This is a genomic window from Streptomyces camelliae, from assembly GCF_027625935.1.
In the GTDB taxonomy this organism is placed as follows: Bacteria; Actinomycetota; Actinomycetes; order Streptomycetales; family Streptomycetaceae; genus Streptomyces; species Streptomyces camelliae.
Map to the genome: position 1 here is coordinate 4,740,832 of NZ_CP115300.1, position 18,777 is coordinate 4,759,608.

Below are 18,777 nucleotides of genomic sequence, written 5' to 3' on the forward strand. Positions count from 1 at the left end.
GCGCCTTCAGACCTCCAGCACCTTCGCCAGCGCCTCCAGCGCCTCCGGATAGGCCCGCTCCCGAGGCGTGCCGTAGCCCACGACCAGCCCCTGGGGGCGGCCGGCCGGGACGCCCGGGGTGTGCCAGTGGTCGCTCAGGGCGCCCAGGGCGAGACCCTCCGCCTGCGCGCGGGCCAGCACCTCCGCCTCGTCGGGCACGTCGATCAGCGCGTGCAGCCCGGCCGCGATCCCGTGCACGCTCCGGCCCGCCCCCAGCCGGTCCAGCAACTGGTCCCGGCGGCGCCGGTAACGCAGCCGGCACGCGCGTACGTGGCGGTCGTAGGCGTGGCTGTCGATCAGCTCGGCGAGCGCGAGCTGGCCGATGGTCTCGGTGTGGTGGTCGCTGTGCAGCTTTGCGTCGGCGACCGGGTCGACCAGGTGCGGCGGCAGCACCATCCAGCCGAGCCGCAGCCCCGGGCCGAGTGTCTTGGAGGCGGTGCCCAGGTAGATCACCTGGCCCGGTGCCATGCCCTGCAGCGCGCCGACCGGCTGGCGGTCGTAGCGGAACTCGCCGTCGTAGTCGTCCTCGACGATCAGTCCGCCACGCGCGCGTGCCCAGTCGCCGAGCGCCCGGCGCCGTTCGGGATGCAGGGTCACCCCGGTCGGGTACTGGTGTGCCGGGGTGACCACCACCGCGGCCGCGTCGCCGAGTTCCCCGGGGCGTACCCCGCGCGCGTCGACCGGCACCGGGCGCACCGTGCCGCCGTTGTGCCGGACCACCTCCCGGTGGAACGGCAGACCGGGGTCCTCCATGGCGATGACGGCGCCGTCGAGCACGCGCGTGAGGAGCGCGAGGCCCTGGACGTACCCGGAGGTGACGACGATCCGCTCCGGGGGCGCGATGACCCCGCGGGCCCGGCCCAGATAGCCCGACAGGGCCGTACGCAGTTCGATGCGGCCGCGCGGGTCGCCGTAGTCGTACGCCAGGGAGGGCGCCGTCGCTATGGCGCGGCGCAGCGCGCGCAGCCAGGCGGCCGCCGGGAACGCGCCGACGTCCGGGCTGCCGGGGCGCAGATCGAAACGCGGCGCACGCGCGTGTGCGGCGGTCCGCGGGCCTGCGGCGTCCAGGGCGGGCGGTAGCGCGGCGACCCGCGTGCCCGAGCCCTGCCGGGCCGTCAGATAGCCCTCCGCGACCAGCTGGTCGTACGCCGCCTTCGCCGTGCCCCGGGAGACGCCGAGGTCGGCCGCGAGCCGCCGGGTGGCGGGCAGCCGGGTCCCGGGCGCGAGCCGCCCGTCCCGGACGGCGGCCCTGAGCGCTCGCTCCAGCCCGATCCGCCGGCCGTCCCCCGTGTCGGTCTCCAGATGCAGGTCCACCCCCGCACCGGACCAGAAGTCGTCCATGAAAGCCCTCCCCCTAGGCATGCCAATGGCCGGGCACTCCCCGGTACCCGGCCATTGAAACGCAGATCAGCCCTTCAGCGCGGCCATCCACGCCTCGACCTCGTCGGACCGGCGCGGCAGTCCGGCCGAAAGGTTCCTGTTGCCGTCCTCCGTCACGAGGATGTCGTCCTCGATCCGGACGCCGATGCCCCGGTACTCCTCCGGCACCGTCAGGTCGTCGGCCTGGAAGTACAGCCCCGGCTCGACGGTGAGGACCATGCCCGGCTCCAGGGTGCCGTCGACGTACGTCTCGGTCCGCGCGGCGGCGCAGTCGTGGACGTCCATGCCGAGCATGTGGCCGGTGCCGTGCAGGGTCCAGCGGCGCTGCAGGCCCAGCTCCAGGACGCGCTCGACCGGGCCCTCGACCAGGCCCCACTCGACCAGCTTCTCGGCGAGCACGCGCTGGGCGGCGTCGTGGAAGTCGCGGTACTTGGCGCCCGGCTTCACGGCCGCGATACCGGCCTCCTGGGCCTCGTACACGGCGTCGTAGATCTTCTTCTGGATCTCGCTGTACGTGCCGTTGACCGGCAGCGTGCGCGTGACGTCGGCGGTGTAGAGGGTGTGGGTCTCCACGCCCGCGTCCAGCAGGAGCAGGTCGCCGGAGCGGACCGGGCCGTCGTTGCGGACCCAGTGCAGGGTGCAGGCGTGCGGGCCGGCGGCGCAGATGGAGCCGTAGCCGACGTCGTTGCCCTCCACGCGCGCGCGGAGGAAGAACGTGCCCTCGATGTAGCGCTCGGAGGTCGCCTCGGCCTTGTCGAGGACCTTCACCACGTCCTCGAAGCCGCGGACCGTCGAGTCGACGGCCTTCTGCAGCTCGCCGATCTCGAACTCGTCCTTGACGAGGCGGGCCTCGGACAGGAAGACGCGCAGTTCCTCGTCGCGCTCGGCGGTGACCTTGTCGGTGAGCGCGGCCTCGACGCCGGCGTCGTAGCCGCGCACCACGCGCACCGGGCCGGTGGCCTCGCGGAGCTTGTCGGCCAGCTCGCGCACGTCGGCGGCCGGGATGCCGTACAGCGCCTCGGACTCGGTGAGGGAGTGGCGGCGGCCGACCCACAGCTCGCCCTGGCCGGAGAGCCAGAACTCGCCGTTCTCGCGGTTGGAGCGGGGCAGGAGGTAGATCGTCTCCTCGTGGCCGCCGTCCTTCGGCTCCAGGACCAGGACGCCGTCCTCGGTCTGGTTGCCGGTGAGGTACGCGTACTCCACGGAGGAGCGGAAGGAGTACTCCGTGTCGTTCGAGCGGGTCTTCAGGTTGCCCGCCGGGATCACCAGGCGCTCGCCCGGGAAGCGGGCGGAGAGCGCGGCGCGGCGGCGCGCGGTCTCGGCGGCCTGCGCGATCGGCTTCAGGTCACGCAGCTCGGTGTCGGCCCAGCCGGACTGCATGTTCTCGGCCAGCTCGTCGGAGACGCCCGGGTACAGGCCGTTCTTCCGCTGCTTGATGGGCTCCTCGGACTCAGTTTCCGGGGTCTCCGGGTTGAGCTCGTCGGCCACGTGTTCCTCCTCGGTACGGCGTGTGATCTCCCCCGGCGGCCCGCGCTGCTCGCGATCGTGTCCGAGCGGGGGGCCTCCATCATCGTACGGTCGTACCAGGAGCGGGCCAGGGTCGCATGACCTGTTATGCCCGGTCATGCATTCCGGATGCGCACCGAATGCTCAGTCGAAGCGGGCCGCCAGCAGCACCACGTCCTCCTCGCTGTCAGCCGTCTCCGGGCCGTCCGGCAGGACGGTGCGCAGGACGTGGTCGGCGATGGCGTCGGGGTCCTGGCGCAGCGCGCGCGGGATGCTCGCGGCGGCCGCGTGGAGGCGGGCGAAGGCGCGGTCCATGGGGTCGCCGGTACGGTGCAGCAGCCCGTCGGTGTAGAGCAGGACCGTCTCCCCGGCCTCGGCCTGGATCTCCACGCTGGGCGCCTCCCAGCAGGCGAGCATGCCGAGGGGGGCGGAGACGGAGGTCTCGGCGAACTCGGTGCGCCGCTCACCGATCAGCAGCGGCGGGCTGTGGCCGGCGCCGGCCAGGGTGATCTTGCGCAGGGCGGGCTCGCAGTAGGCGAACAGGGCGGTGGCCGAGCGGGCGGGCTCGGTGAGCCGCAGCAGCAGCTCCAGGTCGGACAGGACGGCGACCGGGTCCTCGCCCTCCATCACGGCGTACGCGCGCAGAGAGGCGCGCAGCCGGCCCATGGCGGCCACGGCACTCGGGCCGGAGCCGGTGACCGAGCCGACGGACAGGCCGAGGGCGGCGTCGGGCAGCGGCAGCGCGTCGTACCAGTCGCCGCCGCCGCGCGGGCCGGTGCGGTGCCGGGCGGCGAGCTGCACGCCGGCCACGCGGGGCAGCCGGGAGGGCAGCAGCTCCTCGGTGATGGTCGCCACGCGTGCGCGTGCGCGTTCCACCTCCACCAGCCGGGCGAGGTGCTCGGTGGCGTGGCGGACGTAGAGGCCGGCGAGATGGCGCCGGCGCTCGTCGGGCTCGGCCGGTTCGTCGTAGAGCCAGACGGCGGCGCCGAGGCGGCCGGCCGAGTCGCCGGCGAGGGGGAGGGCGTAGCTGGCGGCGTAGCCGAGGCGGGCGGCCACCTCGCGGTGCCGGGGGTCGAGGCCGTCCTCGGCGAACAGGTCGGGGTGGGCGATCTCGGTGCCCGCGCCGGTGTCGTACGGCAGGGCGCCGCGCGGGACGGTCTCGATGTGGCCGAGGTCGGCGCGGCCGAGGCCGAGGCCGAGGGTGGTGCGCGGGCCGAGTCCGTCGGCGGGCTCCAGGACGACGAGGCCGCGGCGGGCGCCGACGAGGGCGGCTCCGGCGCACAGCAGCTCGTGCAGCGCGGGGTCGAGCGCGTTCGTGCGGGACAGGCGCTCGGTGAGTTCGTGGAGGGTCGTGAGGTCCGAGACCCAGCCGGCCAGCCGGTCCTGCAGGAGGGTGCCGGGGGCGGGCCCGGTCGGCGCGGGGACGGAAGCGGCGTCCGGGGAGGCTGTGGCGCCCGGGGCGGGGGGAGTGGGCGCGACAGTGTGTGCGGGCGTCGGAACCGGTGGATCGATTCCGGCCACTTTCGGAGGGTGCGGGGCGTTCATGGTGTCCGGCCTTCAGACCGGTGCGTATTGCTGGAAAGCATCGCAAACCCCCATGTCATTCTGCGCCGCTAGCAGTGTCTCCACATGTACACGCACTCGTGAGGGGATGTCCAGCATTGTCCTGCTGGGATTCCTGGTGTCCATGGGCCGGACGAGGTTTTTCCCGAACCCCTTGCCTTACTGCCAAGTTGGCTGAAAACTGCCTCAGGTATCGGTTCATTGCGGTCGACTGGCCTTGCTCCACGGAGCGTCACAGCGGTCGTGATGGGTACGTACTCGGTGAAGGCCAGGGGTGGTTGGGGGCCACCCGGAACCTGGCGACGGACCCGGGCGTCATAGCCACCGACGGCCGAGCCCCATCCTCCCTGGCGGAGGCGGAGAGAAATACGCGCGACGGCAAAACGCCATACTTCGCCACCCCCGCACCGCACCCGTGCTTCTGACCGACGCGCTACGGACGCGGACGCGGCCCATGCTCGACCCCTTGGGGATCCCCCTGCCGTGCGCGGGGGTGTGATGCGCCAAAAGGTACGCACAGTGAAGTGATCGACACATGGTGTGATGTGGACCCACGGTGTTGCCAGCGGTGCAACGGAAAGGAACGAGCGCTCATGCGCGAGATCCTCGGAAGGCGACGCGGGCTCCTGTCCAGGCGGAACGGCGGGAAGCCCAGGCGGAACGACGAGAGGTCTGAGCTGATCGGCGCGGCCCTGACCTTCGCGACCGAGTGGCAGTGGCCCGTACTCCCGGGCGTGGCCCCGGACCCGCAGGGGCGGGCCCGCTGCGCCTGCCCCGACCCCGAGTGCACGGTGCCCGGAGCGCACCCCTTCGACCCCGGCCTCCTCGCGGCCACCACCGACGCGCGCATGGTGCGCTGGTGGTGGACCAACCGGCCGAGCGCGCCCATCGTCCTCGCCACCGGCGGCAAGGCGCCCTGCGCCGTCAGCCTGCCGGCGCTCGCCGCCTCCCGCGCCCTGGCCCTGCTCGACCGGCGCGGCATGCGCCTCGGCCCGGTGATCGCCGCGCCGCACCGCTGGGCGCTGCTGGTGCAGCCGTACTCCATGGAGCAGTTGGGCGAACTGCTCTACGCCAAGGACTTCGTCCCAGGCTCCCTGCGGTTCCACGGCGAGGGCGGCTATCTCGCCCTGCCCCCGTCCGAGACCGGCCAGGGCGCCGTCCGCTGGGAGCGGGCCCCGCTGCCGGGCTCGGCCGCGCCCTGGGTGCCCGATGTGGAGGCCGTGGTGGACGCCGTGGTCGACGCCCTCACTCGTACGGGTGTGAGCGCGCCCGAGTTGTAGGGGTGTCCGGCGCGGGCGGGGCGGGCGGGCCCGCCCGCTCGTTATCTTCCGCTCATGCTGCCAATCTCCGGTGGACATGGCCGTCGGCTCCCCGGGCGACGACGGCGTCCCGGACACCGTTCGCCCCGGCTGCTCGCCCTCATGGGCGTCGTGACGGCCGCGGCCGTGCTGCCGCTGGCCGTGGCGTCCGCCCGGCAGGGGGGCGAGGCGGCCCGGCACACGGTGGCCGAAAAGCCGCGGGCCGCCGTACGGGCCCCGGGACGGGCCTTCGGGCACAACCCGGGACGGGCCTTCGGGCACGAGGGCGCCGTACGGCTCTCAAGGGACGGTGACGCAAAGATGCCGTCGCCCGGTGCCTCTCCCCGGGTGCTCGGGCTCGGCCTGGCCGCCGCCGCCCGCTGCGGCCCCGCGCTCACCTCTCCCGACGGCATCGAGGCGCAGACCTGTGTGCTGACCCAGGGCGCGGACACCTGGGCGCGCACCTACTACCGCAACACCTCCGGCGAGCCGCTGGACGCCGTGCTGAGCCTGATGGGTCCGGGTGGCCGCACCACGCAGCTGGGCTGTGTCACGGGCACCGACGACGAGCCCGCCACCTGCGAGACACCACGTGAGCCCAGCCGGGGCGGACCGGACGCCTACACGGCCGTCAGCGAGTTCGCGAAGCACGGGTCCGACGGCGCCCTGCTGCTGCGCTCGGGCAGTGATCCGACGGACGCCTCGGGCAACTCCGTGGATCCGCAAGGCAGTTGACCATCGCTTCCGGAACGGCCGGGCGCATGCGGACATGGAAAGACCCGGTTGCTGGCGACGGGGGATGCACCAGCAACCGGGATACAGGAACCGTAACAAGAGATCGGCGGTTCGCAAATTCCGGCTCGGGCATTCGGCCACCGATTTTCCTGTGACAACGGGGAGTTGTGACAGGAGTCACCTGCTGTGGGGGTCCGCGTCACGGCTGACCGACCGGTCAGGCGTGACGCGCGCGCGGAGCGCGTCAGCTGAGCGTGACCTGCCGGTTGGTCAGCCCGCCGCGGGCCCGGCGCTCGTCCGCCGTGAGCGGTTCGGTCGCGGCGAGGGCGGTCGCGAGCCGCTCGGCGAACTCGGCGGCAGGCTTCTCCACGTCCTCGGCCGACATGCCGCTCGGCAGGTCCCAGACCGGCACCGTAAGCCCGTGAGCTCGGAAGGAGCCCACGAGCCGGGTCCCCTCGGCCAGGCTGGAACGGCCCGCCGCGTGCAGCCGCGCGAGAGCGTCCAGAAGCTGCTCCTCCGGGTGCGGCATCACCCAGCGCAGGTGGTTCTTCTCCGGGGTCTGGCACCAGTACGCCGCGTCCACACCGGCCAGCCGCGCCGTCGGGATGGCGGCGGCGTTGGCCCGCTCCAGGGAGGCGGTCACCTCCGGGGTGGCGTTCTCCGCGTCCGGCACCCAGAACTCGAAGCCGCTGTGCACCACCGGCTCGAACGGTGCCTTGGGGTCGAGCAGGTCCTGCAGCCGGGGCCCGCCGGCCGGGGCGCGGCGGCCCTGGACCGGCGTGCCGGGCTCGGCCTCCAGCGCGCGCTGGAGGGTGTCGGCGAGATCGCGGCTGATGTCACCGGACGCCGTGTCGTTCTGCAGGCCGATCAGGACCGAGCCGTCGTCGCGGCGCAGCGCCGGCCAGGCCATCGGCAGCACCGTGGCGAGCGTGACCGACGGAACGCCCTCGGGCAGGCCGTCCTTGAGGGTCAGCTCCACCGTCGCGGCCGGCACCAGCTCGCGCAGCGCCACCCAGTCGCCCTCGCCCGTCAGTCCCTCGAACGGGCGGTGCACCAGCTCGGTCACCGCGTGCGCGGCGGCCCGGCCGTGACACGCCTTGTAGCGCCGGCCGCTGCCGCACGGGCAGGGCTCGCGAGCGCCGACAACCGGGATCTCTCCGTCCGTGATCGGTGGCTTGGCCTTCGTCTGGGGTCGCTTCTTGGCCATCGTGGGTGTCTCCCGGTTACGGCGCTTCTCGTACGGGCGCGAGCCTAGCCGTTTTGGCCATCACCGACGGGAACCTGTGGACAACGCACGCGCGCTCGACGCCAGCCGTGTGAACCTGTGGACGACCAGGGGCGTCCCGACGTTCAGTCCAGGTCCTCGAAGGCGTTCGCGAAATCCAGGCCGGCCATGTCGGCCATGTCCACGTCGGCGAGCGCGGGGGGCGTGACGCGCGTAGCGAAAGCGTCGCGGCGACCCCCGGCATCGGGATCGTGGACGTCCTCGTGGACCACCACCCAGACCGTCACCTCGCCCCGGGCGTCGTCCCGGACGCCCCAGTCGTCGGCGAGGGCCGTGATGATGTTCAGCCCGCGGCCGCCGTGCGCGGTCACCGACGGGGTGGCCGGAGCCGGGCGGGTCGGACCGCCGCCGTCCGTCACCTCCACGACGAGCCGCCCACGCGGATCGACCCGCCACGCGGCGCGTACGTCACCGTCCCCGGCCAGCGCATCACCCAGGGGCCGCCCGTGTTTGCAGGCGTTGCTCAACAGTTCGGAAAGGATCAGTACGGCATCGTCGATGACCGTTTCCGGCACGCCACCGCTGCGCAGTTGCGCGCGCATCCGGTGCCTCGCCTTCCCCACGCCCGCAGGGCCATGGGGTACGGCCATGCTCGACGACGTGGGCACCTCCTGTGCCACCACCAACGCCACCCCCGAGACCTCCTTTGCCCCACGCCACGGTGTGGATGCCCCCTGGACCTGTACCGGAAACCGGCCAATCCTCTTCCGGTGACGCATTCGCAACATCCCTCTACGGAGCGAACGCGCCGGAGCACTCCCTGTGACGAAGGCTTCCTTGTTCGGTCGTCGTGTGGCTGAATTCCGTCCTTGCGGTTCGGGATCGGAGGATTCAGCAGACGCACAGCCCGGTCAAGGGATCGGACCGGCTCTTTACCGGCCTCTTGAGGTCACATGCGGCTCAGCTGTTCCAGCACCGCGCGCGGGCGGTTGGTGATGATCGCGTCGATGCCCAGTTCCACACAGAGTTCGACGTCCTCGGGCTCGTTCACCGTCCAGACGTGCACCTGATGGCCGTTCCGTTTCAGCCGCTCCACGTACCCGGGCTGGTTGCGCACGATGCGGATCGAGGGGCCCGCGATCCGCACGCCCGCGGGCAGCCGTCCGTCGCGCAGCCGCGGGGTGAGGAACTGCACCAGATAGACCGTCGGCAGCGTCGGCGCGGCGGCACGCACGCGATGCAGCGACCGCGCCGAGAAACTCATGATCCGTACCGGGGACTCGGCGGCCGAGGCCGGCGCGTCCAGCCCGAACCGCTTCAGCAGCGTCAGCAGCCGCTCCTCGACCTGGCCGGCCCAGCGTGTCGGATGCTTGGTCTCGATGGCCAGCTCCACCCGCCGCCCGGCGTCCGAGACCAGCTCCAGCAGCCGCTCCAGGGTGAGCACGGAGGTCTCCTCGCGGTCCTCCGGGCGGTGCTCCCAGTCGGGCTCCTCGTTGTCGGAGGCCCGCCCGCGCCAGGCCTCGCGCGTCTTCCAGGAGCCGAAGTCGAGGGCGGCGAGATCGGACAGTTCCAGGGCCGAGACGGCGCCGCGGCCGTTGGAGGTGCGGTTCACCCGGCGGTCGTGGACGCAGACCAGATGGCCGTCGGCGGTGAGCCGTACGTCGCACTCAAGGGCGTCGGCGCCGTCCTCGATCGCCTTCCGGTAGGCGGCCAGCGTGTGCTCGGGTGCGTCTTCGGAGGCACCTCGGTGAGCGACGACGTGGATGGAGCGCAGTGGTGCGTGGGTCACCGCGTCATGGTGCCACCGTCCGGAGGCGCACGGGGCGCCATGCGCATACTCAATGCCCGGTTATGTAACTTTTGCCGAAAAAACCCCTTGTAAAGAATGGCCATGGACCCACAGCGACCGCTTATGGTGCTCTGACGGCTTGTGGGAAAAGCTGACTCCATACAAGCGGAACAGCGAAGAAAGACTGACCACAGCACCACGCAGAGCTGCCGAGCGTGAATGAGTGCGACCGACAACAACAGCCGTGGATCGAGGAGAAGAGCTGTGAGCACCGAGAACGAGGGCAACGAGGTACCCCCGGCCCCGTCCGCACCTCCCGTGCCGGTGGCCTCTCCCGACGCTTCCCCGCAGGGCCCCGCCCCCGACGGGAACGCGCCGACCACACCCCTCCCGCCGGTACCCGAAGCCGCACCCGCCGCCCCGGCGGCCGAAGCGGGCCCGGCCCATCCCTCCGGCCCGGTCCTCGACGGCTCCTGGCCGCCCCCGCAGCCGACCGGCCCGCCCCACGGCGCGGGCGCGCCCTACGGCGACGGGTCGCCGTACGGCGAGAGCGGCGCGGGCGGTTACGGCGGCCCGGCCGGCCCGAGTGGCCCCGGCGGCCCCGGTGGCCCCGTCTGGGGAGCGTCGTACCAGCAGCCCGCCCCCAAGCCCCGCGGGCGCGGCGGTCTGGTCGCCGCGGTGCTGGTGGCCGCACTGGTCGCGGGCGGCATCGGCGGCGGCATCGGCTACACCCTGGCCAAGAACCACGACGACAGCGGCTCCACCACCGTCTCCTCCTCCGACAGCGGCGCCACCCAGGTCAAGCGCGCGCCCGGCACGATCGCCAGCGTGGCCGCCAAGTCGCTGCCCAGCACGGTCACCATCGAGGCCCAGGGCACCAACGGCGACGGCGGCACGGGCACCGGCTTCGTCTTCGACACCCAGGGCCACATCATCACCAACAACCACGTGGTGGCCGACGCCCTGAACGGCGGCAAGCTGACCGCGACGTTCCCCAACGGCCGCAAGTACGACGCCGAGGTCATCGGCCACGCCCAGGGCTACGACGTGGCCGTCGTCAAGCTCAAGAACCCGCCGTCGGACCTCAAGCCCCTGCCGCTCGGCGACTCCGACAAGGTGGCCGTCGGCGACGAGACGATCGCCATCGGCGCCCCCTTCGGCCTGTCCAACACGGTGACGACCGGCATCATCAGCGCCAAGAACCGCCCGGTGGCCTCCAGCGACGGCAGCTCCACCAGCAAGGCGTCGTACATGAGCGCCCTGCAGACCGACGCGCCGATCAACCCGGGCAACTCCGGCGGCCCGCTGCTGGACGCCTCCGGCGCGGTCATCGGTATCAACTCCGCGATCCAGTCGACCAACAGCGGCGGCGGTTTCGGCGGCTCCGGGCAGTCCGGCTCGATCGGCCTCGGCTTCGCCATCCCGATCGACCAGGCCAAGTACGTCGCCCAGCAGCTGATCCGGACCGGCAAGCCGGTGTACGCCAAGATCGGTGCCTCCGTCTCGCTGGAGGAGTCCGGCGACGGCGCGAAGATCACCGACCAGGGCGCGGCCGGCTCCGCCTCCGTCGAGTCGGGCGGTCCGGCCGACAAGGCGGGCCTCAAGCCCGGCGACGTGATCACCAAGCTCGACGACATGGTGATCGACAGCGGCCCGACCCTGATCGGCGAGATCTGGACCCACAAGCCCGGCGACAAGGTGACGATCACCTACAAGCGGGGCGGCCAGGAACACACCACGGACCTGACCCTGGGCTCCCGCGTGGGCGACAGCTGACACCTCCGACGCACAGCACACGCGCGCAACGGCGCCTTTCCCGACAGAGGGGCGCCTGCGTCCCCGCAGCCCCACCTCGGGCCCGCGACGCATCCCGATCCCCGGACCCGGCCCACACCACCCGCCGAACGTCCGATCCCGGTACGCTGTACCCGCTCCGTCCCTGGTGGACGGGGACGAGGTGGGTTGCCCGAGCGGCCTAAGGGAACGGTCTTGAAAACCGTCGTGGCGCGAGTCACCGTGGGTTCAAATCCCACACCCACCGCAGCAGTTGGCCAAGGGGCGTCTCCCGTTCAGGGGGCGCCCCTGCTGCGTTGCCACGGCCGGAGGCCCGTCATGCGGGCCGCCGAGGCGATCGTCGCGCGGGCCTCGTGTTCGGTCAGGCCGGTGGTGCGGGCCGCCTCGGTCAGGGGATCGGCCAGGGTGGGGCCGAGGCCGTTCTCGTAGGCGCGGCAGGCCGCCCAGAACAGGCGGGTGTTGCGCTGGCCCTCGTGGGCGGAGAGGACGAACTGGACCAGGCCGCGGCCGTGGTCGCCGGGGGCGGCCGGGGCCGGGTGCACCCTGCACCCGGCCGGGGCCGGGTGCAGGGTGCGGGGCGGGGGCAGCAGGAGGCGCAGGAGGGCCGGCGGGCAGGGGGCCGGGGCGAGGTGGGCGGTGCCGGGGGCCGCCGTGTAGACGCCGTGGTCGGTGCGGGAGCCGGGGCCCACGAGGTAGCCGCCGGCGCCCCGGATGTCGATGCCGGGGGCGAGGCGGCCGGCCGAGTTCGGTACGACGACGTCCGGCGGGCCGGTGAGCCAGAGATGACGGCCGCCGCTCGGGGTCCGGACGACGACCGTCTCCGGGATGGTGAACAGATGGCGCAGGGCCAGTTCGCGCAGGGCGGCCGAGGAGTCCGTGCCGCACTTGGTGTCCAGGTCGACGCCGATCAGGTGGTACGGGGGCAGCCCGCAGGCGATGCCGTAGCCGGTGGCCCAGGGCGCCGCGGCGAAGAGCTCGCGGATGCGGACGGGGTCGGTCGAGGCGTCGTACACGCCGTGGCCGAAGCGGCCGCAGGCGCCGTGGCAGCGCGGTCCGGCCGGGTCGGGGTCGTCGCGGTGGGGGGAGCGCAGGGCCGGGAGCTTCGTCCGGGACAGGGGGATGACGGCCAGGCCGCGTTCGGCGGCTGACAGCGCGTGTGCGAGGGCCAGCGTCGTGGCCTGCCGGTCGGTGGTGGCCATGGATCCATGTTCGTACGCACGTTCGAAAAAAGGAAGGGGGCGCTTTCGGTGCGCCGGGGGTGGTGGAGCAGGGGTGGATGTCCGGCGGAACGATTCACCTCTTGCGTCGCTTGAGAGGTGAAAGTCCCTTCTCGTGCCTCCTGAGGTGAGAGATGGCAAAAGGTGGCGATAAGGGTTTATCGACTTGTCATCACGCTTGCGTGCGAATCGGGGCTTCCGGGCTGGTTCGCCGGGGATTCGGTGGGCAACTCTTGATGCGCGACGTCGTACACGAAGTCGAGGCGGTCGGCCAACTGCCTTGATACAAGCCGTAGTTCACGTACTTCCGGCCCTCGGGCCGGCTTCTGGAGGAACAAGATGGCAAGCATCCGTACCGCCCGCGTTGTCGCCGCCGTCGCCGCTCTCCCGCTCGCAGCCGCCTTGTTCGGCGGGGTCGCCGCCGCGGACAACGGTGCGATCGCGGGCCACGGATCGAACGCCGGCGTGGCCAGCGTCGTCGGCAGCGGTGTCGGTGGCAACAACTACGGGAACTCGTCCACCACGCAGCAGAACGCCGTCGGCAGCGGCGCCACGAACCAGAGCAACACCTCCCAGGTCAACGACTCCTGGGGCACCGCCGTCCAGCAGGGCAACGGGAACCTGGCCATCCACTTCACCGAGCTGTGGTGAGCCCGGGGCGAGGCCCCTCCCGGTGAGGGCCCTCGTGGGGTGTGCTTCGGGGTCGTAACACGTCGCGCGGTGGCACTTCGGTGCCGCCGCGTCGGCGTTTTCCGGTCGGCCGGCCATATGGCACCGGTCCGAGGGCGTCGAGTTGCCGACCTTGACACCGATCCATATCTGACGGACAGTCAGAAACCGTGAAGGATCCGGAAGCCGATGAACTGGGCATGCGGCTCAAGGTGTACGAGGGGCAGCCGGCCGCCGTCGCCGGTGTGGGCAAGGACCCGGTGAACCTGCCCATGATCCGCCACTGGTGCGAGGCGATGGGCGACACCAACCCGGCGTACGAGGGCCCGGACGCCATCGCCCCGCCCACCATGCTCCAGGCGTGGACCATGGGCGGCCTGTCGGGACACACGGGGCGCACGGGCGCGTACGACGAGCTGCTCACCCTGCTCGACGAGGCGGGTTGCACCTCGGTGGTCGCGACCGACTGCGAGCAGGAGTATCTGCGCCCGCTGCGGCCCGGTGACGAGGTCGCCTTCGACACGGTGATCGAGGCCGTGTCGGACCGGAAGACGACGAAGCTGGGCACAGGCTACTTCGTGACGACCCGCACGGACGTCCGGGCGGCGGGCGAGCTGGTGGGTACGCACCGCTTCCGCATTCTCAAGTACGCCCCCGCGCGCCGCACACCGCCCGCTGCGCGCCCCCGGCGGCCCCGTCCGGTGGTCAACCGGGACAACGCCGGGTTCTGGGACGGCGTGGCCGGGCACCGGCTGCTGATCCAGCGGTGCACGGACTGCGGCACCCTGCGGCACCCCTGGCTGCCGGGCTGCAACGCGTGCGGCTGTCTGGAGTGGGACACGGTCGAGGCGAGCGGCGCGGGCACGGTCTATTCGTACGTGGTCATGCACCATCCGCCCTTCCCGGCCTTCACCGAGCCCGAGTCCGGGTCCGAGTCCGCGTCCGCGTCCGGGTCCGAGCCCGGGTCCGACCGGACGGCGGGCGCGGCGGGGCCCTATGCCGTCGGGCTCGTCGAACTGGCCGAGGGCGTGCGGATGGTGAGCAACGTGGTCGGGGTGCCGTACGACAAGGTGCGCATCGGGCTGCCGGTCCGGGTGGAGTTCCGCAGGTACGAGGACGACGAGGGCGCGCTGGTCCTGCCGGTGTTCCGGGTCGTCGAGGGCGAGGGCGAGGGCGGGAGCGGACATGGACGTCATGGGGAGTGAGGCGGAGGCGCGGGTGCGGGTGGGGGCCGCGGTGCCGCCGCTGGAGATCCCGGTCACCCGCACGCTGATCGTGGCCGGGGCCATCGCGTCCCGCGACTACCAGGACGTGCACCACGACGCGGAGCTGGCCCGGCGGAAGGGCTCGCCGGACGTCTTCATGAACATCCTGACGACGAACGGACTGGTCGGCAGATATCTCACGGATCACTTCGGGCCGACTGCGGTGCTCCGCAAGGTCGCCATCCGGCTGGGGGTTCCTAACCACCCGGGGGACACGATGGTGTTGACGGGCCGGATCGAGGAGGTCGTCGAAGAGCCCGACGGCGACACGATGACCGTGACCGTGCGGGTCGTCGGCGCCAACGGCATCGGCCGGCATGTGACCGGGACGGCGACGGTCACCGTCCCCCGTGGGGGCGCGTCATGAGCCCGCGGACCCGGGACACCCTGGGCGGCCGCGCGGCGATCGCCGGGATCGGGGCCACCGAGTTCTCCAAGGACTCCGGGCGCAGTGAGCTGCGGCTGGCCGTGGAGGCGGTGCGGGCCGCGCTGGACGACGCGGGGCTGGCGCCGGCCGACGTGGACGGGATGGTGACGTTCACGATGGACACGAGCCCGGAGATCACCGTGGCCCAGGCCTGCGGGATGGGCGAGCTGTCCTTCTTCTCCCGGGTCCACTACGGCGGCGGCGCGGCCTGCGCCACGGTCCTGCAGGCGGCGCTCGCGGTGGCGACGGGCGTGGCGGAGGTGGTGGTCTGCTACCGCGCCTTCAACGAGCGGTCGGGCCGCAGATTCGGCGCGGGCGTCCAGCACCGGGAGCCGTCGGCGGAGGGTGCCGCGCTCGGCTGGGTGCTGCCGTTCGGGCTGCTCACCCCGGCCTCCTGGGTGGCGATGGCGGCCCAGCGGTATCTGCACGCGTACGGGCTGACGCCGGAGGTGTTCGGGCATGTGGCCGTGGTGGACCGCAAACACGCGGCGACCAACCCGGCGGCGTACTTCCACGGCCGCCCGATCACCCTCGCCGAGCATGCCGCGTCCCGCTGGATCGTGGAACCGCTGCGGCTGCTGGACTGCTGCCAGGAGACCGACGGCGGGCAGGCGGTCGTCGTCACCTCGGTGGAGCGGGCCCGGGATCTGCGGCATCCCCCGGCCGTGATCGCGGCGGCCGCGCAGGGTGCCGGGCGGGCGCAGGAGCAGATGACCAGCTTCTACCGGGACGACCTGACCGGTCTGCCCGAGATGGGCGTGGTGGCGCGCCGGCTGTGGCGGACCGGCGGTCTCGGCCCGGCCGACATCGACGTGGCGATCCTGTACGACCACTTCACGCCGTTCGTGCTGATGCAGCTGGAGGAGTTCGGGTTCTGCGGGAAGGGGGAGGCGGCCGGTTTGGTCGCCGAGGAGCGGCTGCCGCTCAACACGCACGGGGGTCAGCTGGGGGAGGCGTATCTGCACGGGATGAACGGGATGGCGGAGGCGGTACGCCAGCTGCGGGGCACGGCGGTGAACCAGATAGCGGGGGCGTCCCGGACCCTGGTGACGGCCGGCACCGGGGTGCCGACATCGGGACTGCTCCTGACGGCGGACGGCTGAGGCCCCGCCCCCGCGCCCTCCACTCAGGGTCGACCCTCAGTCGAGGTGTATGTGTACTCCACCTGGAGGAGGTGGAGCCTGCCCCACCCCTACAACCTGAGGGGGACGTCGCTTCGGGACCTGCGGGCGATCCCCCGGGCGGGTCCCGCTCCTAGCGTGGAGCCATGACCACACCCGTCTGCACCAGCGCCTCGGCCGCCGCCGCACCAGCGGGACAGACCCTTCCCCACGCCCGTGTGCGGCCGAGCGGCACGGCCCCCGCCTACCCGTCGTTCGCGTCGTACGTCAGGGCCCGCCAGCCGGTCCTGCTGCGTACCGCGCGCTCACTGACCGCGAACCCGAGCGACGCCGAGGACCTGCTGCAGACCGCGCTGGCCAAGACCTATGTGGCCTGGGACCGGATCGAGGACCAGCGTGCGCTGGACGGCTATGTGCGCCGGGCGCTGCTGAACACCCGGACCTCGCAGTGGCGCAAGCGCAAGGTGGACGAGTTCTCCTGCGACGAGCTGCCCGAGCCGGAGCCGGTGCCCGGCGACGACGACCCGGCCGAGCGGCAGGCGCTGCACGACGCCGTGTGGCGGGCGATCATGAAGCTGCCGGCGCGGCAGCGGGCGATGGTCGTCCTGCGGTACTACGAGGACCTCAGCGAGGCCCAGACCGCCGAGGTGCTCGGTGTGTCGGTGGGCACGGTGAAGTCGGCGGTGTCGCGCGCCCTCGGCAAGCTCCGCGACGACCCCGAGCTGGGCCTGGTCCGCTAGGACCTCTCTTTCGGATCTTGCCGAGTCGGCAGGGAGGCGCCGTCGCCTGAAATCGGCCTGATCCGAAAGAAAGGCCCTGGCGATCGGACCCTCCCGGTCGAGTTCCCGGCGGCTCGGTGACGTACCCCCTAGTGACATACCGCGCGGTATGTGAGCAGAATCTGCCCAACCCTTTCTGCCGCACTGGGCAACGCCGCCCCGGGAGGACCGCCGTGCTGAGCACCATGCAGGACGTACCGCTGACCGTGACCCGCATCCTCGTGCACGGGGTCCTGGTGCACGGGCGGTCCCAGATCACCACCTGGACGGGAGAGGCGGAACCGCAGCGGCGCAGTTTCGCCGAGGCGGGGGTGCGTGCCGTACAGCTGGCGAACGCCCTGCGGGACGAACTCGGCGTCCGGGGCGACGACAGGGTCGCCACTTTGATGTGGAACAACGCCGAGCATGTGGAGGCCTACTTCGCGGTCCCGTCCATGGGTGCGGTGCTGCACACGCTCAATCTGCGGCTGCCCGCCGAGCAGCTGGTGTGGATCGTCAACCACGCCGCCGACAAGGTCGTCATCGTCAACGGCTCGCTGATCCCGCTGCTCGCGCCGCTGCTGCCCCAGCTGCCGACCGTCGAGCACATCGTCGTCTCCGGCCCGGGTGACCGCTCCCCGCTCGCCGGTGCCACGGCGCGCGTGCACGAGTACGAGGAGCTGATCGCCGGCCGGCCGACGACGTACGACTGGCCGGAGCTGGACGAGCGCCAGGCCGCCGCCATGTGCTACACCTCCGGCACCACGGGCGACCCCAAGGGCGTGGTGTACAGCCACCGTTCGATCTACCTGCACTCCATGCAGGTCAACATGAGCCAGTCGATGGGCCTGACCGACCAGGACACCTCGCTGGTCGTGGTGCCCCAGTTCCATGTCAACGCCTGGGGCCTGCCCCACGCCACCTTCATGACCGGCGTGAACCTGCTGATGCCGGACCGTTTCCTCCAGCCCGCGCCGCTCGCCGAGATGATCGAGCGGGAGCGGCCGACGCACGCCGCCGCCGTGCCCACCATCTGGCAGGGCCTGCTCGCCGAGCTGACCGCCAAGCCCCGCGACGTCTCCTCCCTCACCCAGGTCACCATCGGCGGCTCCGCCTGCCCGCCCTCCCTCATGACGGCCTTCGACAAGCTCGGCATGCGCGTCTGCCACGCCTGGGGCATGACGGAGACCTCTCCGCTCGGCACGGTCTCCCGCCCGCCGGCCCACGCGGTCGGCACCGAGGAGGAGTTCGCCTACCGCCTCACCCAGGGCCGCTTCCCGGCCGGCGTCGAGGCCCGGCTCACCGGCCCCGGTGGCGAACGCCTGCCCTGGGACGGCGAGTCGGCGGGCGAGCTGGAGGTGCGGGGCCCCTGGATCGCGGGCGCCTACTACAACGGCCCGGACGCCGAACCGCTGCGCCCCGCCGACAAGTTCAGCGCCGACGGCTGGCTGAAGACCGGTGACGTCGGCACCATCTCCCCCGAGGGCTACCTCACCCTCACCGACCGCGCCAAGGACGTCATCAAGTCCGGCGGCGAGTGGATCTCCTCGGTGGAGCTGGAGAACGCGCTGATGTCCCACCCGGAGGTCGCCGAGGCCGCGGTGGTCGCCGTGCCCGACGACAAGTGGGGCGAGCGCCCGCTGGCCACCGTCGTCCTCAAGGAGGGCGCGACCGCCGACTTCACGACCCTGCGCACCTTCCTCGCCGAGGAGGCCCACATCGCCAGGTGGCAGCTCCCCGAGCGCTGGACGATCGTGGCGGCGGTGCCGAAGACGAGTGTGGGCAAGTTCGACAAGAAGGTGCTGCGCAGGCAGTACGCGTCCGGCGAGCTGGACATCACCCACATCTGACCGCGGCGCCGGTGCCGTACGCCGGGCAGACCCAGCCACACCTGCCCGGGGTCCCTGGCATCTGACCGCGGCGGTGCTGTCGTATGCCGGGCGGGCCGAGTCACCCCTGTCCGGCGGTGCCGTCGTATGCCGGGCGGGGGG

Annotated in this window: 16 protein-coding genes and 1 tRNA gene; 10 read left to right on the forward strand and 7 right to left on the reverse strand. The window is 72.3% G+C overall.

Annotation, left to right across the window (positions count from 1 at the left end):
• Positions 1 to 6: 6 nt before the first annotated feature.
• From pdxR to O1G22_RS21545, 3 genes are all read right to left on the reverse strand, one after another.
• Positions 7 to 1,380 (reverse strand): MocR-like pyridoxine biosynthesis transcription factor PdxR, encoded by a 1,374-nt coding sequence (gene pdxR / locus O1G22_RS21535; protein WP_270082832.1) that lies wholly within the window; start codon positions 1,378 to 1,380, stop codon positions 7 to 9.
• 66 nt (positions 1,381 to 1,446) lie between these two features.
• Positions 1,447 to 2,907, reverse strand: coding sequence for an aminopeptidase P family protein (locus O1G22_RS21540; RefSeq protein WP_270082833.1), 1,461 nt, complete (start codon positions 2,905 to 2,907; stop codon positions 1,447 to 1,449).
• A gap of 162 nt (positions 2,908 to 3,069) precedes the next feature.
• Entirely contained in the window at positions 3,070 to 4,470 is a 1,401-nt protein-coding gene (locus tag O1G22_RS21545) for a PP2C family protein-serine/threonine phosphatase (protein WP_225099904.1), read from the reverse strand.
• 611 nt (positions 4,471 to 5,081) lie between these two features.
• Between O1G22_RS21545 and O1G22_RS21550 the strand changes: the two genes are divergently transcribed.
• Both O1G22_RS21550 and O1G22_RS21555 read left to right on the forward strand, forming a co-directional pair.
• Positions 5,082 to 5,768 (forward strand): bifunctional DNA primase/polymerase, encoded by a 687-nt coding sequence (locus O1G22_RS21550; protein WP_270082834.1) that lies wholly within the window; start codon positions 5,082 to 5,084, stop codon positions 5,766 to 5,768.
• A 54-nt stretch (positions 5,769 to 5,822) separates the two neighbouring features.
• Positions 5,823 to 6,521, forward strand: coding sequence for a hypothetical protein (locus O1G22_RS21555; protein WP_270082835.1), 699 nt, complete (start codon positions 5,823 to 5,825; stop codon positions 6,519 to 6,521).
• Between the two features lie 244 nt (positions 6,522 to 6,765).
• Here O1G22_RS21555 and O1G22_RS21560 read toward each other — a convergent pair whose 3' ends face one another.
• The 3 genes from O1G22_RS21560 to O1G22_RS21570 all read right to left on the reverse strand — a co-directional run bounded on the left by O1G22_RS21560 (position 6,766) and on the right by O1G22_RS21570 (position 9,535).
• Positions 6,766 to 7,728 (reverse strand): DUF5926 family protein, encoded by a 963-nt coding sequence (locus tag O1G22_RS21560; RefSeq protein ID WP_270082836.1) that lies wholly within the window; start codon positions 7,726 to 7,728, stop codon positions 6,766 to 6,768.
• A 143-nt stretch (positions 7,729 to 7,871) separates the two neighbouring features.
• The gene (locus O1G22_RS21565) at positions 7,872 to 8,525 is read right to left on the reverse strand and encodes an ATP-binding protein (RefSeq protein WP_270082837.1); all 654 of its coding nucleotides are present in this window, start codon (positions 8,523 to 8,525) and stop codon (positions 7,872 to 7,874) included.
• 170 nt (positions 8,526 to 8,695) lie between these two features.
• Positions 8,696 to 9,535, reverse strand: a complete 840-nt coding sequence (locus O1G22_RS21570) for a glycerophosphodiester phosphodiesterase (protein WP_270082838.1) — start codon at positions 9,533 to 9,535, stop codon at positions 8,696 to 8,698.
• A gap of 264 nt (positions 9,536 to 9,799) precedes the next feature.
• On the opposite strand from O1G22_RS21570, the gene O1G22_RS21575 reads away from it, so the two are divergent.
• Both O1G22_RS21575 and O1G22_RS21580 read left to right on the forward strand, forming a co-directional pair.
• Positions 9,800 to 11,311 (forward strand): S1C family serine protease, encoded by a 1,512-nt coding sequence (locus tag O1G22_RS21575; protein ID WP_270082839.1) that lies wholly within the window; start codon positions 9,800 to 9,802, stop codon positions 11,309 to 11,311.
• Between the two features lie 180 nt (positions 11,312 to 11,491).
• Positions 11,492 to 11,576: transfer RNA gene (locus tag O1G22_RS21580), tRNA-Ser, on the forward strand.
• 28 nt (positions 11,577 to 11,604) lie between these two features.
• On the opposite strand, the gene O1G22_RS21585 is transcribed toward O1G22_RS21580, so the two are convergent.
• Complete coding sequence (locus O1G22_RS21585; RefSeq protein WP_270082840.1) at positions 11,605 to 12,528, reverse strand: bifunctional DNA primase/polymerase; 924 nt, start codon at positions 12,526 to 12,528, stop codon at positions 11,605 to 11,607.
• A gap of 357 nt (positions 12,529 to 12,885) precedes the next feature.
• Between O1G22_RS21585 and O1G22_RS21590 the strand changes: the two genes are divergently transcribed.
• From O1G22_RS21590 to O1G22_RS21615, 6 genes are all read left to right on the forward strand, one after another.
• Entirely contained in the window at positions 12,886 to 13,197 is a 312-nt protein-coding gene (locus O1G22_RS21590; protein WP_270082841.1) for a hypothetical protein, read from the forward strand.
• Positions 13,198 to 13,415: 218 nt separating this feature from the next.
• Positions 13,416 to 14,420 (forward strand): bifunctional MaoC family dehydratase N-terminal/OB-fold nucleic acid binding domain-containing protein, encoded by a 1,005-nt coding sequence (locus O1G22_RS21595; RefSeq protein ID WP_270086486.1) that lies wholly within the window; start codon positions 13,416 to 13,418, stop codon positions 14,418 to 14,420.
• Entirely contained in the window at positions 14,401 to 14,847 is a 447-nt protein-coding gene (locus tag O1G22_RS21600; protein WP_270082842.1) for a hotdog family protein, read from the forward strand. The genes O1G22_RS21595 and O1G22_RS21600 overlap by 20 nt, the downstream gene beginning before the upstream one ends.
• On the forward strand, positions 14,844 to 16,010 hold the full coding sequence (locus O1G22_RS21605) for a lipid-transfer protein (RefSeq protein ID WP_270082843.1): 1,167 nt from the start codon (positions 14,844 to 14,846) through the stop codon (positions 16,008 to 16,010). Before O1G22_RS21600 ends, O1G22_RS21605 begins: the two co-directional genes overlap by 4 nt.
• Before the next feature lie 164 nt (positions 16,011 to 16,174).
• Complete coding sequence (locus O1G22_RS21610) at positions 16,175 to 16,768, forward strand: SigE family RNA polymerase sigma factor (protein WP_270082844.1); 594 nt, start codon at positions 16,175 to 16,177, stop codon at positions 16,766 to 16,768.
• Between the two features lie 212 nt (positions 16,769 to 16,980).
• A complete protein-coding gene (locus O1G22_RS21615) occupies positions 16,981 to 18,636 on the forward strand; it encodes a long-chain fatty acid--CoA ligase (RefSeq protein WP_270082845.1) in 1,656 nt (551 codons plus the stop codon).
• The last annotated feature ends 141 nt before the right edge of the window (positions 18,637 to 18,777 follow it).